Source organism: Streptomyces sp. cg40, assembly GCF_050320165.1.
GTDB classification, from domain to species: Bacteria; Actinomycetota; Actinomycetes; order Streptomycetales; family Streptomycetaceae; genus Streptomyces; species Streptomyces hokutonensis.
The window spans coordinates 6,242,855-6,258,061 of record NZ_CP190128.1 but is presented as its reverse complement, the minus strand read 5'-3'; the positions used below and the strand labels follow the sequence as shown (position 1 = coordinate 6,258,061).

Annotated in this window: 16 protein-coding genes; 3 read left to right on the top strand and 13 right to left on the bottom strand. The window is 69.5% G+C overall.

Features of this window, described 5'->3' with window-relative positions; translation table 11 throughout:
* Positions 1-62 precede the first annotated feature (62 nt).
* Genes ACQHII_RS28095 through ACQHII_RS28085 form a run of 3 tightly spaced genes read right to left on the bottom strand, consistent with a single transcriptional unit; the run spans position 63 to position 4,124 of the window.
* Positions 63-1,382: an acyltransferase family protein gene (locus tag ACQHII_RS28095; RefSeq protein WP_427921912.1), complete on the bottom strand. Its 1,320-nt coding sequence runs from the start codon at positions 1,380-1,382 to the stop codon at positions 63-65.
* Positions 1,379-3,796, bottom strand: coding sequence for a bifunctional polysaccharide deacetylase/glycosyltransferase family 2 protein (locus tag ACQHII_RS28090; RefSeq protein WP_427921911.1), 2,418 nt, complete (start codon positions 3,794-3,796; stop codon positions 1,379-1,381). The genes ACQHII_RS28095 and ACQHII_RS28090 overlap by 4 nt, the downstream gene beginning before the upstream one ends.
* Before the next feature lie 19 nt (positions 3,797-3,815).
* The gene (locus ACQHII_RS28085) at positions 3,816-4,124 is read right to left on the bottom strand and encodes a hypothetical protein (RefSeq protein WP_427921910.1); all 309 of its coding nucleotides are present in this window, start codon (positions 4,122-4,124) and stop codon (positions 3,816-3,818) included.
* Positions 4,125-4,526: 402 nt separating this feature from the next.
* Here ACQHII_RS28085 and ACQHII_RS28080 point away from each other — a divergent pair, with 402 nt between their 5' ends.
* A complete protein-coding gene (locus tag ACQHII_RS28080) occupies positions 4,527-5,573 on the top strand; it encodes a chitinase (protein ID WP_427921909.1) in 1,047 nt (348 codons plus the stop codon).
* A gap of 70 nt (positions 5,574-5,643) precedes the next feature.
* Here the strand turns inward: ACQHII_RS28080 and ACQHII_RS28075 are convergent, their stop codons facing one another.
* The 5 genes from ACQHII_RS28075 to ACQHII_RS28055 form a co-directional block, all read right to left on the bottom strand.
* Complete coding sequence (locus ACQHII_RS28075; protein ID WP_427921908.1) at positions 5,644-6,048, bottom strand: imidazolonepropionase-like domain-containing protein; 405 nt, start codon at positions 6,046-6,048, stop codon at positions 5,644-5,646.
* Between the two features lie 7 nt (positions 6,049-6,055).
* Entirely contained in the window at positions 6,056-7,255 is a 1,200-nt protein-coding gene (gene mqnC, locus ACQHII_RS28070) for a cyclic dehypoxanthinyl futalosine synthase (RefSeq protein WP_200679992.1), read from the bottom strand.
* A 72-nt stretch (positions 7,256-7,327) separates the two neighbouring features.
* A complete protein-coding gene (locus ACQHII_RS28065; protein ID WP_427921907.1) occupies positions 7,328-7,909 on the bottom strand; it encodes a hypothetical protein in 582 nt (193 codons plus the stop codon).
* A 7-nt stretch (positions 7,910-7,916) separates the two neighbouring features.
* Complete coding sequence (locus ACQHII_RS28060) at positions 7,917-9,683, bottom strand: serine/threonine-protein kinase (protein WP_427921906.1); 1,767 nt, start codon at positions 9,681-9,683, stop codon at positions 7,917-7,919.
* A gap of 59 nt (positions 9,684-9,742) precedes the next feature.
* Positions 9,743-10,591 carry a menaquinone biosynthetic enzyme MqnA/MqnD family protein gene (locus ACQHII_RS28055; RefSeq protein ID WP_427921905.1) on the bottom strand — a complete coding sequence of 283 codons (849 nt, stop codon included), beginning with the start codon at positions 10,589-10,591 and terminating at the stop codon, positions 9,743-9,745.
* A 286-nt stretch (positions 10,592-10,877) separates the two neighbouring features.
* On the opposite strand from ACQHII_RS28055, the gene ACQHII_RS28050 reads away from it, so the two are divergent.
* Together ACQHII_RS28050 and ACQHII_RS28045 are read left to right on the top strand one after the other, a co-directional pair.
* The gene (locus ACQHII_RS28050; RefSeq protein ID WP_003992177.1) at positions 10,878-11,081 is read left to right on the top strand and encodes a cold-shock protein; all 204 of its coding nucleotides are present in this window, start codon (positions 10,878-10,880) and stop codon (positions 11,079-11,081) included.
* A gap of 161 nt (positions 11,082-11,242) precedes the next feature.
* On the top strand, positions 11,243-11,947 hold the full coding sequence (locus ACQHII_RS28045; RefSeq protein ID WP_427921904.1) for a class I SAM-dependent methyltransferase: 705 nt from the start codon (positions 11,243-11,245) through the stop codon (positions 11,945-11,947).
* On the opposite strand, the gene ACQHII_RS28040 is transcribed toward ACQHII_RS28045, so the two are convergent.
* Genes ACQHII_RS28040 through ACQHII_RS28020 form a run of 5 tightly spaced genes read right to left on the bottom strand, consistent with a single transcriptional unit; the run spans position 11,897 to position 15,011 of the window.
* Entirely contained in the window at positions 11,897-12,424 is a 528-nt protein-coding gene (locus tag ACQHII_RS28040; protein WP_427921903.1) for a hypothetical protein, read from the bottom strand. The two genes, ACQHII_RS28045 and ACQHII_RS28040, sit on opposite strands and share 51 nt — an antisense overlap.
* Positions 12,421-12,957: a hypothetical protein gene (locus ACQHII_RS28035; RefSeq protein WP_427921902.1), complete on the bottom strand. Its 537-nt coding sequence runs from the start codon at positions 12,955-12,957 to the stop codon at positions 12,421-12,423. The genes ACQHII_RS28040 and ACQHII_RS28035 overlap by 4 nt, the downstream gene beginning before the upstream one ends.
* Positions 12,935-14,221, bottom strand: coding sequence for a WXG100 family type VII secretion target (locus ACQHII_RS28030; protein ID WP_427921901.1), 1,287 nt, complete (start codon positions 14,219-14,221; stop codon positions 12,935-12,937). Before ACQHII_RS28030 ends, ACQHII_RS28035 begins: the two co-directional genes overlap by 23 nt.
* Entirely contained in the window at positions 14,221-14,523 is a 303-nt protein-coding gene (locus ACQHII_RS28025; protein ID WP_427921900.1) for a DUF6317 family protein, read from the bottom strand. Before ACQHII_RS28025 ends, ACQHII_RS28030 begins: the two co-directional genes overlap by 1 nt.
* Positions 14,523-15,011 carry an SAV_915 family protein gene (locus tag ACQHII_RS28020; RefSeq protein ID WP_427921899.1) on the bottom strand — a complete coding sequence of 163 codons (489 nt, stop codon included), beginning with the start codon at positions 15,009-15,011 and terminating at the stop codon, positions 14,523-14,525. Before ACQHII_RS28020 ends, ACQHII_RS28025 begins: the two co-directional genes overlap by 1 nt.
* Positions 15,012-15,207 lie beyond the last annotated feature (196 nt).

Sequence of the window (15,207 nt, the reverse complement as noted above, 5' to 3'; positions counted from 1 at the left end):
GGCAGTACGGGCCGGACACCCCGAAGGCGCCCGGCCCGTGACGGCCGCATCGGAAAGGAAACTCACGACGGCAGCAGCTGGGGTTTCTTCTTCGCCGCCACGTCCTCCACCCAGCCGCACAGCACGATGAAGAGGGCGATGAGGATCCAGCCGATGCCGAACATGAACCACTGGCTCCCCAGCGGCAGCCACTTCTCGAAGGCGGGCACCTTCCAGAACTGGTCGGTCAGCGGCACCGCCAGCACCAGCGCGATCTCGTGCCAGAGATAGATCGTCACGGCCCGGGAGTTGAAGATCGTGACGACCCGGTCGAGCCGCTTGAAGCGGGTCAGCCAGGCGAAGTCGATGTTGAAGTAGGCCTTGGCCCACATCAGCAGCATGACGTAACCGGCGGACCAGTAGGTCTGGGCGAGCGGGCTCTCGTCCAGGTCGTAGGTGCCACCCGCCTCGGCCTGGTGCGTGAAGGCGTACCAGCCGCCGAAGGCGATCGCGGCGATCGACAGCGTGACCACCAGGAAGGGCTTCAGCCTCTGGAGCACTCCGTCGCGGTGGGCGAAGCCGAGGATCCAGCAGAAGAGGTACGTCGACAGGTCCCACAGGGCGTTGCCGAAGCGGTTGTCCGGCCCCGACCACACGAACTTCAGGACCACGATCGGCACCAGCGTCAGCAGCAGCACCGGGATCGGCGCCTTGCGGAAGATCCACAGCAGGGCCGGCGACAGCAGCACGAACCACAGATACGTCCGCAGGTACCAGAGGATCTCCCAGGCCTGGAGCCCCCAGGAATTGCCCGGCGGATCCCCGACCGGCACCACCCAGAAGACGATCTGCCAGCCCGGCATCCAGTCGTGGATCATCATCGCCACGACCACGAAGAAGCCCCAGAACCAGAACGGCGGCAGCAGCCTCCGCATCCGGCTCTTGACCACCTTGAACGCGGGCCGCTCCAGCGACTTCGCCATCAGCGTCCCGGCCAGCCCGAACATGATCCCCATCGAGGGGAACACCATCCCGCACCAGGCCCACCCGAAGGTGTGGTACGTCACCACCCGGATCAGCGCGACGGCCCGCAGGGTGTCGAAGTACCGGTCCCGGCCCGCCGGTTTGGGCACGGGCTGCTCGACAACCTCCTCGACGACTTCCTCAGCCACCGGCTCCGGCGCGGGCTCCGGCTCCAACTCCGGTTCCACGACGGGGAGCGGCGCCGTGGCGTACACCGGCTGCCCGTAGTCGACGTACTGCGGAGGCTGTTGCTGCTGTTGATAGGGGTACGGCTGCTGCGGCTGGCCGTATCCGTCGTAGCCGTAGGGCTGTTGGGGGTACTGAGGTTGCTGGGGCTGGCCGTATCCACTCCCGTATCCCGGTTGCTGCTCCCAGGTCATGAGCTCGCCCCCGCAGGTGTGCCGACCTCGCCGGTGCGCTTGAGTTTCTGCCAGCGCAGCCGGCCGCCGGTAAGGGCGGTGATGCTCGAGTGGATGAGGACCAGGTACATCATCTGGCGGTAGGCCAGTTGCTGGAGCGGCATCATCAGCAGGTAGCGGTACTTCTCCTTGTCCAGCCTGAACGCGTAGGCGGCGCACAGGAGTTGGATGCCGAGGACCGCGAACCACATCGCGAGGGACGCCCAGAAGTCGACGAAGATCATCGAGTAGACGGTGAAGACGTCGATCAGCGGGGCGAAGACCGGCGTGATGATCTGGAAGATCACCACCAGGGGCATCCCGACCCGGCCGAAGCGGCCCGAAGGCCCCTTGTCCGTAAGGGACTTGCGGTGCTTCCACAGCGCCTGCATGGTGCCGTAGGACCAGCGGTAGCGCTGCGACCAGAGCTGCTTGAGGGAGGCCGGGGCCTCGGTCCAGGCCCTGGCGTGCTCCTGGTAGACGACCCGCCAGCCCTCGCGGTGCATGGCGATGGTGATGTCGGTGTCCTCGGCGAGGGTGTCCTCGCTCATGCCGCCGACCTGGAGGACCGCCTCGCGGCGGAACGCGCCGATCGCGCCCGGGATGGTGGGCATGCAGCGCAGCAGGTCGTACATGCGGCGGTCGAGGTTGAAGCCCATCACGTACTCGATGTGCTGCCAGGCGCCGATGACCGTGTTGCGGTTGCCGACCTTGGCGTTGCCCGCGACCGCGCCGACCTCGGGGTCGGCGAAGGGCTGGACGAGCTGCCGTACGGTGTCGGGTTCGAAGACGGTGTCGCCGTCCATCATCACGACGATGTCGTAACTCGCGCTGCGCACACCGTTGTTGAGGGCGGCGGGCTTGCCCGCGTTCTCCTGGCGGATGACCCGGACGTTCGTCATGCCGAACGAGCGGGCCGCCTCGCGGGCGATCTCCGAGGTGCCGTCCGAGGAGCCGTCGTCGACGACGATGATCTCGATCGGGTGGGTGCTCTTCGCCAGCGACTCAAGCGTGTTGGCGATGCACTCCTTCTCGTTGTACGCCGGGACGATGACGGTCACCGGGCGGGTGACGGTCGGGCCCCAGCTGAACCGGCGTTTGTTGCGCTGTCTGTAGTGCCGGCGGGCGAGGATCAGCATCATCCCGAACCGGCCCATGACGGCGACGCCGACGACCGTGAGCCCTGCCGCAAGTCCCGGCACCACCCACTCGGCGACCATGACGGCGTAGATGAGCGCCTTGCCCTCGTAGAGGGTCATGCCGGTGGCCTCGCGGTGGGCGCCCTGCTGGACCGAGATGCGTCGCGTTCCGCTCTGGGTGCCGCTCCCGGTGCCGCCGACGGCCGAACCGACCGTCTGGCCGCCGCCCGGGGTGGTGCCGGCGGGCGCTCCGGAAGGTGCCGCGGAGGGCTGCGCGCCGGCCTCGACGGTGCCGGAACTCGTGCCGACGGCCGCACCCGCACCCGCGCCTGCGCCGGTGCCGGTACCTGTGCCGCCCGCCGCCCGCTCGGCGGAGGCGTTCTTGGCGATGGCGCCGCTCACCGTGGTGAACGAGTAGCCCTTCGCCTTCATCTTCTCGATGTACTGCGGCAGCGCCTTCATGGTCTGCGAGCGCACACCGCCGGCGTCGTGGAAGAGCACCGAGGAGCCCGAAGTCCCGGACGGCGTCGCCCACTTGATGATCTTCGCGACACCGGGCTGCTTCCAGTCGTCGCTGTCGGTGTCGACGAAGACGCTGGTGTAGCCGGAGGCGCCGAGCTTCTTGTAGACGGGGTAGCTGTAGTTGTCGATCGCGTCCGTCTCCGAGGAGTACGGCGCGCGGAACAGCGTCGTCGTGATGCCGGCCGCGCCCGCGAGCGCGAGCTGCGTCTGTTCCATCTCCCGCTTGATGCGGGCGTCGCTCTGGTAGGAGAGGTCGACGTGGGTGAAGGTGTGGATGCCCACCTCGTTGCCCTCCGCGACCATCTGCTTCACGATGCTCGGGTAGCGCGAGACCATCGAGCCCACCAGGAAGAACGTGCCCGGCACGTCGTACTTCTTGAGGATCTTCAGGACCGTGGGCGTGTAGGTGGGGTTCGGGCCGTCGTCGAAGGTGAGGACGATCGTCTTCTTCGGGATGGTCTGGGTGACCGGCTTGCCGTTCCGGAAGGTCAGGATCGGGCCGCCGTTGAGCACCTTGTCGGGGACCTTGCTGGCGCTCGCGCCGTCCCGGACGCGCTGGTCGCCGCCGACTTCCGCGCGCAGGTAGCCGTCGAGCAGCATCACGCAGGTGAGGCCGAGGAGAAGCAGCAGGGCGAGAATCACCCGGGGGCGCTGGAGCGCGGCGGCCTTGCCGGCCGCGCGCTCCATCCGGGTGGGGGCGCGTCGGCGCCCGCGCGAGGGAGTCGTCGTAGTCATGGCTGCGGTGGCGCTCCGGTCAGTGTGCGGTGGCTGAGGAGGACGGGGCCGCACCCGTGGCGGCGCCCGAGGGGATGTCGGTCGGAGCGCCGGTCGGAACACCGGAGGGCGCTACGCCGCCTCTGCCACCGTTGGGGGCGTAGCCGCCCCCGGGGGCCGAACCGGCCTGGCCGCCGCCGAACGGCAGCAGTGAGGAGGGGTTCAGGGAGATGCCCCAGCCCATGAACGCCATGCCGAGTACGAACGCGTACCCCAGGCAGACGGTGCCCATGAGGAGGCCGATCCGGCGCAGCACCTTTGACCGGCGGCCGGAGTTGTCAACGAACACGGGACCTTCGGCGGCCCCGTTGCCGCGTTTGCGGCGGCGACCGCGCGCAGAGGCGTGGTTATCGATGGCGGACTCGGATTGCATTCCCCAGACATTAGGCCGCCTTTATGTGACCAAAACTCTGGTTCTCTTGTGAGCCCGCCAAGAAAAATGCCGCAACCTGTGCCTTTCCTTAGAGAACCCAGGAAATGCCTTATGAACGGCCGGTGTCAGTAGTGTCCTCAATCTTCCGCTTCGTCGCCCGAGTTGACCGATTCGAGCAACGGTACCCGTGGGTTTCCTATGTTTTATCTGTCTTCGTAAGACACAGCCCCGTGTGCTTCATTTAGGCTTCGGAAACCGACTCTGTTTCCATCCTGAGACAGAAATCACCGTCCCGAGACGGAAAGGGTGCATGCTCATATGAGGAGTTTCCTGAAACCGGCGGCCGGGCTCACCTGCTTGTTTGCCCTGACGGTCACCGGCTGCTCCTCGAGCTCCGACGACTCGTCCGACGCGGCCCCTTCTGCGACCCGGGAGGCGAGTACGAGCCCCGCCGAAAGTGCCTCCCCGACGCCTTCGGAGTCGTCGTCGAGCACGTCCTACGCGCCGTACGTCAGCGTCACGACCGCCGACGACACGGACAGCACGGGGTCGCCGTCGACGTACAACCTCGCTTTCGCCATCGCCAAGGGCAGCACCTGTACGCCGGAGTGGAACGGTACGACCGCGATCGACAACGCGGCCGTGAAGTCCCGGATCGCGGCGCTGAAGACGTCCGGCGCGAGTGTCCGCGTCTCCTTCGGCGGGGCGTCCGGCAAGGAGCTGGCCGAGACCTGTACGAGTGCCACCGCGCTCGCGAAGGCCTACGGCGAGGCGCTGGACGCGGCCGGTTCCACCCAGGCCGACTTCGACATCGAGGGCGACGCGCTCACCGACTCGACGTCGGTCGCCCTGCGGTCCAAGGCGATAGCCGTCCTCCAGAAGGAACGCACCGACCTCAAGGTGTCCTTCACCCTCCCCGTGATGCCGTCCGGGCTCGACTCCGACAGCCTGGCGCTGCTGGAGTCCGCGAACGACAACGCGGTCCAGGTCTCGACGGTCAACATCATGACGATGAATTACGGCGAGTCGTACACCGGGGACATGGGCGACTATGCGATCACTTCTGCCACGGCGACGCACACCCAGTTGAAGAAGGTGTTCGGGTTGTCGGATGCCGGGGCGTGGCAGGGGATGGCGTTGACCTCGATGATCGGGGTGAACGATGTGTCGGGGGAGACGTTTTCGCTCTCGGACGCGGCGCAGGTGCGGACGTTCGCCGAGGAGAAGCAGATCGCGTGGGTTTCGATGTGGTCGACGTTTCGGGATCAGCAGTGTGAGAGCGGGTCGTCCGATGATGATGCGGCGACCGATTGCAGTGGGGTGACGCAGAGTTCGGGGGCGTTCGGGGAAGCGTTTGCCGGGTGACGGTGCGTTGTCGGGTGACGGTGCGTTGTGGCTGGTCGCGCAGTTCCCCGCGCCCCTAAAAAACCTCTCCTCAGCGGCGTCTGTGGACCAATCGGCCCGCGCACACCGTCGCGATGCACTCGCCGGCCTCGTCGAATACCGCGAGGTCGGCTCGGCCCTGGTCGGCGGCGGTTGGGTGGGTGAGGATCTGGACGTCGTTCCGCTGTGCCGCCGACCGGAGTTCGGGTGAGTCCACGTGTTCCGCCAAGACGGCGGTCGCGCCCGTTTTCAGTACCGCGTGGATCCGCTCCCGTGGGCTCGGGGCGTCCGGGAGGGGGCCCTCGTGGATGCGGGCGGGCCCCAGCGCACCGGGCCAACTCCGCACCCGGGCAACGGGAAAGCGCTGCTGGAGCTCCGGCAGCGTCCCGACACCCACGACCCTCGCACCCTCGACCGCGACGGCCCCGCCCTCGTCCGCGGTGTGAATCGTCAGCATGGCAGCCCTAGTTGGCGGACAGGAGCTTCAGCTCGGGGTGGGCCGTGCCGCCTTCGATCGCCGTGGACGAGATGTGGGACATGACCCGCTCGTCGACGGGGTCGTTCGCCGGGTCGTCGTGGACGACGATGTGCTCGTAGGTGGTGGTCCGCTGGGCCGGGACGCGGCCCGCCTTGCGGATCAGGTCGATGATCTCCAGGCGGTTGGAGCGGTGCTTCGCGCCGGCGCTGGAGACGACGTTCTCCTCCAGCATGATCGAGCCGAGGTCGTCCGCGCCGTAGTGCAGGGAGAGCTGGCCGACCTCCTTGCCGGTGGTGAGCCAACTGCCCTGGATGTGGGCGATGTTGTCCATGAAGAGGCGCGCGATGGCGATCATCCGCAGGTACTCGAAGAGCGTGGCCTGCGTGCGGCCCTTGAGGTGGTTGTTCTCGGGCTGGTAGGTGTACGGGATGAAGGCCCGGAAGCCGCCCGTCCGGTCCTGCACGTCACGGATCATCCGCAGGTGCTCGATGCGCTCGGCGTTGGTCTCGCCGGTGCCCATGAGCATGGTCGACGTGGACTCGACGCCCAGGTTGTGCGCCGCCTCCATGATCTCCAGCCAGCGCTCGCCGGACTCCTTGAGGGGCGCGATGGCCTTGCGGGGGCGTGCGGGGAGGAGTTCCGCGCCGGCGCCCGCGAAGGAGTCGAGACCGGCCGCGTGGATGCGGGAGATGGCCTCCTCGACGGAGACCTTCGAGATGCGGGCCATGTGCTCGACCTCGGACGCGCCGAGGGAGTGGATGACCAGCTGGGGGTACGCGGCCTTGATCGCGGCGAAGTGCTTCTCGTAGTACTCGACGCCGAAGTCCGGGTGGTGTCCGCCCTGGAACATGATCTGCGTGCCGCCGAGTTCGACGGTCTCCGCGCAGCGGCGCAGGATGTCGTCGAGGTCGCGCGTCCAGCCCTTGGCGGTGTCCTTGGGCGCGGCGTAGAAGGCGCAGAACTTGCACGCCGTGACGCACACGTTCGTGTAGTTGATGTTCCGCTCGATGATGTACGTCGCGATGTGCTCCGTACCCGCGTACCGGCGCTTGCGTACGGCGTCGGCGGCGGCGCCGAGGGCGTGCAGCGGGGCGTCGCGGTAGAGGTCGAGCGCCTCTTCGGGGGTGATGCGCCCGCCCTCGGCGGCACGGTCGAGGACGGACTGAAGCTCGGCCTTCTCGGTCACCGGGAGGTCCCTTTCGTCAAGGGTTGTGGACGGACCTTGCCAGCCTACGCCAGCACATATCGCCTCCCGACCTCAGGCCGTGTACGCCCCGACCAGCAACCCGAGGAACGCACCCGCGAGCAGAAACGGCCCGAAACGGACGCCGACCCGCCGCCTCCGGCCGAGGACACCGCCGTAAAGGCCCCTGAGCGCAAAGCCCGCGAACGCGCCCAGCATCAACGTCGGCCACCCGTACCACCCGAGTACGGCACCCGCCCCGACCGCGAGCCTCACCTCCCCCGCGCCCAGGCCACCGCCGCCGGGGTCGAGGCGGGACAGCGCGTAGTACGCGGCGCCGAGTGCGAGCGCCCCGCGCAGGGCGGTCGTCCAGTCACCGGCGTGTTCGGGCAGGAAGGTGACGACACCGAGGAGGGCGAGGGCGACGCCCGTGGCGGGGAGCGCCAGGTCGGTGACGGCGGGCAGCAGCGCGACCGGTGCGAGCAGCAGCCAGACCGCCAGCTCGGGCCGGATCCCGGTGGCGACGGCGAGCGCGACGCACACCAGGACCACGAGGAGCGCGGTACCGGCACCGCGCCGCCCGGCCCGCGCGACCACCGCGCCCGCACCGGCGCCCCACACCCCCGCGAGGGCGATGAGGAGATGGTCGTAGTCCATCGGACCGCTACCCGACCTTGGAGAGCCGGGCGGTCGGGGAGCCCTCGGCGGAGCTGTCCGACGCGTAGGTGAGGTCGTCGCCGGTGGGGGTGAGGGTGACCGTGTGGGCGGCCTGGTTGCACACGTCCCGGTTGGTCTTGGCACCCGCCGCGCTCGCGACGAGGCGGGTCCTGGTGACCTGCTTCAGGGTCAGTACGTCGTCGCAGACACCGCCGAGCTGGTCGGTCTGCCGGAGAATGCCCAACTGCTGTCCTACGCCCACCTTGGCGACCGTGATCTTGAAGGTTCCGTCGGGGAGCGTGCCGCCGAGGGCGGTGCCCTCGCCCTGCCAGGTACCGAGGTAGGCGGCGGGGACGGACGAGAGCGGGGTGCCTTCGGCGGTGGTCGGCACAGGGCTCGGCACTCCGGTGGACGTGCTGCTCGGTGTGGCGCCCGGCGCGCTGCCCGGAGCCTTGCTCGGCGTCGGCTCGGTGGCCGATCCCGCGGAGGTGTCCGAGCCCTTGTCGCCCGGCAGCAGCGAGTAGACGGCGAGCGGCCCCAGCACCACCGCGGCCAGCCCCACGACCAGCACCAGCGTGCAACTGACCCTGCGACCGCGCCGGTCGGCCCCCGGAGCGGCCGTGGCGTCGAGGGAGACGGAGACCTTCCCGGGGTGACGTCCCGCCCCCGGAGGAAGGGTGTCGTGCGGGGGCGCGTCCCGCGGTTCGGGCACTCCGAAGGGCGGCACGGTGGGCGGCACGGTGGGCGGCACGGTGGGCGGCACGGTGGGCGCGGCCACCGGCATCACCGGCGCCGGCCCGAACGCCCCGGCCCCACCGCTCCCCAGCGAGGGACTGCTGAACCCCACCGGCCCCGAAGGCACCCCTTCGGCCACCCCCGCCGCCTCAAGGTTCAGCAGCTGTACGGCACTTCGGCTGACCTGCTCGACCAGCGCCCCCGGCAGCCACCCGCCGGCCACCAGCCGCGCGGCCCCGTCCGGAGCGAGCGCCCGCGCCACGTCGCCCGGAGTGGGCCTGGCGGCCGGGTCCTTGGCGAGACAGGCGACCGCCAGCTCCCGCAACTCGCCGCCCAGGTCGCCGAGTTCGGGTTCCTCGTGGACGACCTTATAGAGCAGCGCGGCCGAGGAGTCACCGCGGAATGGCGACTCACCGGTGGCCGCGTAGACCAGCACGGCCCCAAGGGAGAAGACATCGGACGCCCCCGTCGCGCCCTTCCCGAGGATCTGCTCGGGGGCCATGTAGCCGGGCGAGCCGACGGAGACGCCGGTGGAGGTGAGGGAGGCGGTGCCGTCCGTGGCGCGGGCGATCCCGAAGTCGATGAGGAGGGGGCCGTCGAGGGTGAGGAGCACATTGGACGGCTTCACGTCCCGGTGCACGAGCCCCAGTTCGTGGACGGCCGTCAGCGCCTCGGCGAGCCCCGCGCCCAGGGCCCGTACGGAAGCGGTGGGCAGGGGACCGCCGTCCGTGACGGCGGCGGAGAGGGAGGGCCCGGCAGCGTAGGCCGTGGCCACCCACGGCACGGAAGCCTCGGGGTCCGCATCCAGCACAGGGGCCGTCCAGGCGCCGCCCACCCGGCGCGCGGCGTCGACCTCGCGGCGGAAGCGGGCTCGGAACTCCTCGTCGAGCGCGAAGTGCGGATGCACGATCTTGACCGCGACCGTACGACCGCCCGCGCTCCGCCCGAGATAGACCCGGCCCATCCCGCCGGCGCCGAGACGTCCGAGCAGCCGGTAGGGCCCCACGACCGTGGGTTCGTCGCTGCCGAGCGGTTGCATGCCGTCCACCCCTCCCCCGTACGACTTCCAGCAGGGTAGTGCGCGGTGCCCCGCCGTGATTACGGCTGGAGCAGATCCACCTGCACGTCGGCCGGGAAGCCGGTCGTCTCGCCCACCCGGCGGGCGAACTCGGTGACCGCGGCGAGCTGGGGCGCGCCGAAGCGGAAGTCGAGGGTGGTGAAGTAGCGCTCCAGGACCTCCTCGTCGAAGTCCTCCCAGCGGGCGGCCTGTTCGGCGACCTTGCCGACCTCTTCGAGGGAGAGGTTGCGGGAGGCGAGGAAGGCCTCGTGCACCTTGCGGGTGATGACCGGTTCGCGCTCCAGGTAGTCGCGGCGGGCTGCCCAGACGGCGAAGACGAACGGCAGCCCGGTCCACTCCTTCCAGAGCGTGCCGAGGTCGTGCACTTCGAGCCCGAAGCGCGGCCCGTCGAGCAGGTTGGCGCGCAGCGCCGCGTCTCCGATGAGTACGGCGGCCTCGGCCTCCTGCATCATCAGGCTCAGGTCGGGCGGGCACGTGTAGTAGTCGGGGCGGACGCCGTAGCGCTCGGCGAGCAGGAGCTGGGCGAGGCGGACCGAGGTGCGCGAGGTGGAGCCGAGGGCGACCCGGCGGCCGTCCAGCCGGTCCAGCGGGACCTGCGAGACGATCACGCAGGACATCACCGGGCCGTCGCAGCCGACGGCGATGTCGGGGAAGGCGACCAGCTCGTCGGCGTGCCTGAGGAACTCGACGAGCGTGATGGGCCCGATGTCGAGGTCCCCCCGCACCAGCTGCTCGCTGAGCTTCTCCGGGGTGTCCTTGGTGAGCTCGAAGTCGAGGAGCGTGCCTGTCCTCGCGAGCCCCCAGTACAGGGGCAGGCAGTTCAGGAACTGGATGTGGCCGACGCGCGGCCGGGTGCGAGAATTGTCCACAACGCGAGGCTAGACCTCATGAGGTACGCTCCATACTTCGGCCCCACAGTCAAGCCTTTGGCGATCTTCAAACGTCCGGGTGATGTGATCTTGGCCTCTATTGCTTTCGGCTGCCCGCGTGCTAGGCTCGCCGCAAGTTGCAGTTTGGTTTCCCTTGCAGTACAGAGCCTGCGGAGCATGTAACCGCAGGCTCTAGTCGTTTTCAGACGTATGCAGTAGTGCGGGACTTGTTTTCACACTTGCAGGGTTCTGGAGCAGGGCAACCCTTTGGGCCCAAGGAGGGCTTATGGCTACCGGAACCGTGAAGTGGTTCAACGCCGAAAAGGGCTTTGGCTTCATCGCCCAAGAAGGCGGCGGCCCCGACGTCTTCGTTCACTACTCCGCGATCAACGCGAGCGGTTTCCGTTCGCTGGAGGAGAACCAGCAGGTCTCCTTCGACGTGACCCAGGGCCCGAAGGGCCCGCAGGCGGAGAACGTCACCCCCGTCTGAGTCACACGATCGTAGTTATTCGGTCTCGGAGCCTGGTGCTTTGATCCGGAACAGATAGCAGTACCCAAGGAGCCCCGCGCCGCAAGGCGACGGGGCTCCTGCCTTTGCCTCCGGCGGTCGAGCGGTCGGGCTGTCGGTGGGGCTCGATAGGGTCCCCCGCCATGACATCCACCCAAGGCGAACCCACAGCCGACACCGAAGCCGGCTTCGTGACCACCACCCGGATCTTCTACGACGCGGTCGCCGAGGACTACGCGGAGATGTTCGCCGGGGAGCGCACCGGGCCGCGGGACGGGGCGGTACTGGCCGACTTCGCCGAGCTGATCGGCCGCGGCGAGGGCGTGGGCGGAGGCGGACAGGTGGCCGACCTCGGCTGCGGGCCGGGCCGTACGACCGCGTATCTCGCAGCCCTCGGCCTGGACGTCTTCGGCCTCGACCTGTCCGGTTCGATGCTCACGATCGCCCGCCGCGAGAACCCGGACCTGCGCTTCCGGCAGGGCTCGATGCTGGACCTCGACATCCCCGACGGGACGCTCGCGGGGGCCGTCTCCTGGTACTCGTCCATCCACACCCCCGCGCATCAACTCCCGTCCCTCTTCTCGGAGTTCCACCGCGTCCTGACCCCCGGCGGCCACCTCCTGATCGCCTTCCAGGCAGGCGACCAGCCCCTCACCCTCGACCGTCCCTTCGGCCACCCGGTCCGCCTCGACTTCGAACGGCGACGACCGGAGACGATGGCGGAACTGCTGGAGGCGGCGGGATTCACGCTCCGGTCACGGACCGTACGGGAGGCCGACCCCGAGCTCGGGGAGTCGTCACCGCAGGCGTTTCTGACCGCCACCCGCAAGGCTGCGGCTGTGCTCTAGGGCTCGGCGGGCGCCGATCTCGCTGGGGTATTCGCGGACGGCGAACGCGGCAACCACCCAGCCGACGCAGCCCGCCACGAGGGCCGGGGCGACCGGTGCCGCGACCAACCAGAGGGCGCGGCCCGCGACGGCCAGTCCGGTGGAGCGTCGGGTCTCGTCCCGCTTGGCCCGACGGGCCTGGTCGGGGGTCGGTGGGTCCAGCAACTTCCTGCGGAGGTCCCGCCGCTGCACCCGCCAGCCCCAGACAAGTGCCACGACGGACAGCACGGCCTGCGCCCAGTCCCACACCGTGCGCACCGTCGGCGGCAGGCTGGTGCGGAAACCTCTGTAGAGGACGAACGCGATGTAGCAGAAGAAGGCCATCACGAGGAACCAGAGCAGGGCCCCGGAGGCGCGGCGCAGCCAGTAGCGGGGGCCGCGCTTGTACCAAGTGGTGCCGAATCCGGGGAGCTTGGGGATGTCGGATGGCGTGGTCATGTCCCGGACGGGTGCTCCTGGAGCCAGCGGCGGGCGCCGACCTCGCTCGGGTATTCGCGGACGGTGGTCCAGGCGGTGAGCCAGCCGACGGTGTACGCGGCCAGGGCCGGCAGGACGGGCACCAGGAGCAGCACCATCCAGCGGCCGGCGAAGGCCCGGCCCGGGGCCCGCCTGTTGTGATCGCGCTTGGCCTGGATGGTCTGGTCGGGAGTGGGCGGATCCAGAAGGGCCTTGTGGTGCCCCTGCCTCTGCTGCACCCAGCCCCAGACGAGGGCGGCACAGGACACGACCGCCGTCACCCAGTTCCACACCGTGCGCACTGTCGGCGACCACGCACTGGTGAAGCCGTTGTAGAGCTCCAGATCGAAGAAGCTGACCACGGCCATCAGGACGACCAGGAAGAGAGTCGTGCGGACACGGCACAGCCAGTAGAGGGCACCGCGCTTGTACCAGGTCCTGCCGAGCTTCGGCAGGGCCGGGATGTGGGCGGGCGTTCCCTGGGCGCGAGCCTCAGAAGATGCTTGTGACGCCATTCCAGATGTCCTTTCCCAGTCGTCCGACGTCCTCCCCGGTCTTGGCACCGACGTTCCAGACTCCGTGCGCCACGCCACCGACAACTCCGTGGTCGTGAATGTCCTCGCTCCAGTGCTCGTGGAAGGTGTGGTCGAGGAGGTCCGTCCCGATGATCGCTGCCCCGACACCGACCCCGGCCACCAGCACCGCGCCCGCCGCGGTCACCACTTCCGGCGCCGCCGCCACCGCGAGCGCGCCGACGACCACGCCGCCGACAGCCGCACCCACATCCACCGTCACCGAGTGCTGCCACGACCACCCCTTGTCGTGGTCGTCCTTCGCCTCGATCAGCCCGCAAGCGGCCGCCGCCGCGACATCCAGGACCGGAATCTCCTTGAGGAACTCCGGCACTGCCTCCAGCCCCTTGCCCAGCCTCAACGCGTCCGCCGCGTCGGCGAGTTTGACGTTCAGGAGGCGGTCGTAGGGAAGTTTGCTGCTGCCGACGTCGGCGCGGGCTATGGACTCCTCCAGGGAGTCGACCCGCATGACGGCGTCGCGGTAGGCGCCCTTGGCGGGGAGGTCCTTGGGGAGGGAGCGGCCCGCTTTCTGGTACGCCTTGCGTTCCGCGCGGAGTTCCTTCTTCGCCGTCTGCTCCGCGGCCTTCGCGTCGTCGAGTTCGGTGCGCGCCTTCTTGCCGCCGGCCCGCGCGTCCTCCGCGTCGTAGGCGTACAGCCCGCGCAGCGCGTCCGCGATGGTGATCTTGTCGCTGGTCGACACCGGGGCCGTGACCTGGGCGTAGAGCCCGCGCAGCTTGTCCGCGGCGACCAGCCGGGCGTGCTGGGCGGTGTGCGCGACCTCCTTGCGGACCGTGTCGTACTCGGTCATCGCGGAGATCGCCTTCTGGTCGGCCGCGCTGGGCGGGTTCGCCGTGACCATGGGCAGCGGGACGCCCTTGTCGCCCATGGACACGCCCTTGCCGGTCGCGACGTGCTCCGCGTTCTGAAGTGCCGTCTCGCAGGTGGACAGCGCGTCAGCGAGGGTGCCGAGGATGTCCCCGGCCTCGAACACCAGGCTGGCGAAGGCGCCGGCCGTCAGCGCGTCCTCGCTCCACTTCGCGCGGAACTCCTCCGCCGCGTCGCCCTTCCACCCGGCGTCGTCGACGAGCGACTCGACGGCGTTGGTCACCGGCCGCACCACGTCGTCGAGTTGGTCCTTGGCGTTCTTGTACGTGGTGGCCATCGTGTGCAGTCCGCCGATGTCGCCGCCGATCCAGCTGTCGCCCATCAGTCCTCTCCCACCATCAGGTCGTCGAACACCCCGTGGACGTCGACGTCGTGCCGGTGGAAGGAGTCGCGCGCGTACGCGACCTTGTCGCCGTGGTCGTCCAGCCGGTCGGCGAAGCCGGTGTGCAGGCCGAGGATGAGGTGGGCGACCTCCTTGATGGCGTCGTCGAGGCCGGCGTCACCGCCGCTCACCACGGGCGGGGCCACCTGGGGGTGCAGCTTGCGGTAGTCGGTGGCCTGGTCGTGGAAGGTGGTGGCCATCGAGGTGAGGTCGCTCAGCACCGCCTTGAAGTCGGCCGACATCAGCGCACCTCCCGCGCGTAGGCGGCCACGTCGGCCGGCTGCCAGTTGTGCCGCCCCGGAGCGACCTTCGGGTCGAGCAGGACGGTGGCGCCCCGCTCCCCCAGCGCCTCGGCGAGCGGCCCGATCGAGGTGAGCACCCACGGCTGGGCCGCGCCGAACGCGGCCACCAGCTTCTCCACCGTGGTGAAGGCGTAGGCCGCGGTGTGCCGCGCGGGATGCTCGAAGAGTTCGTAGACGACGAACGGCACACGGACCGGCCGCCCGTCGTCGTCCACGGCGTCGACGTACCGGGGATGCGCCGGTACGACGACGGGCGTCTCGTACGGCGGCACCCCGGGCCGTGGCCCCGCCCGCCCGTCCGCCGAAGGCCCCGGTGGCGGTGTCGCCTCCGCGTAGTCGAGCAGGCTCGACCGGCGGGCCTCGGGCGCCTGGGCCGGTGCCGGCCCCTGCGCGTACTCAAGAAGGCGTGAACGGTTCGGCTCCCCCACCGCCGTCTCCTCATCCCCGTAGGTCGTGATCGTCGCTGTGGACGTGTTCGCGCCATCACAGTAGCCACCGACCGAGGGCCCAAATCCGGCTATGTCAGGCCTGCCGACCCGTTGCATGCGCAATGCATACGGCCGCTTGGGCGCAGCCTGGTCATCCCTTGACCCGGTGATGACCAGGCCGGGCCCGCAGCCCTAC

Coding starts and splice junctions, on each gene's coding strand:
- ACQHII_RS28065 (WP_427921907.1), bottom strand. CDS start 7,909: ATGGACTACGACCATCTCCTCATCGCCCTCGCGGGGGTGTGGGGCGCC.
- ACQHII_RS28095 (WP_427921912.1), bottom strand. CDS start 1,382: ATGACCTGGGAGCAGCAACCGGGATACGGGAGTGGATACGGCCAGCCC.
- ACQHII_RS28050 (WP_003992177.1), top strand. CDS start 10,878: ATGGCTACCGGAACCGTGAAGTGGTTCAACGCCGAAAAGGGCTTTGGC.
- ACQHII_RS28035 (WP_427921902.1), bottom strand. CDS start 12,957: ATGGCGTCACAAGCATCTTCTGAGGCTCGCGCCCAGGGAACGCCCGCC.
- ACQHII_RS28060 (WP_427921906.1), bottom strand. CDS start 9,683: ATGCAACCGCTCGGCAGCGACGAACCCACGGTCGTGGGGCCCTACCGG.
- ACQHII_RS28030 (WP_427921901.1), bottom strand. CDS start 14,221: ATGGGCGACAGCTGGATCGGCGGCGACATCGGCGGACTGCACACGATG.
- ACQHII_RS28075 (WP_427921908.1), bottom strand. CDS start 6,048: ATGCTGACGATTCACACCGCGGACGAGGGCGGGGCCGTCGCGGTCGAG.
- ACQHII_RS28025 (WP_427921900.1), bottom strand. CDS start 14,523: ATGTCGGCCGACTTCAAGGCGGTGCTGAGCGACCTCACCTCGATGGCC.
- ACQHII_RS28045 (WP_427921904.1), top strand. CDS start 11,243: ATGACATCCACCCAAGGCGAACCCACAGCCGACACCGAAGCCGGCTTC.
- ACQHII_RS28080 (WP_427921909.1), top strand. CDS start 4,527: ATGAGGAGTTTCCTGAAACCGGCGGCCGGGCTCACCTGCTTGTTTGCC.
- ACQHII_RS28040 (WP_427921903.1), bottom strand. CDS start 12,424: ATGACCACGCCATCCGACATCCCCAAGCTCCCCGGATTCGGCACCACT.
- ACQHII_RS28090 (WP_427921911.1), bottom strand. CDS start 3,796: ATGACTACGACGACTCCCTCGCGCGGGCGCCGACGCGCCCCCACCCGG.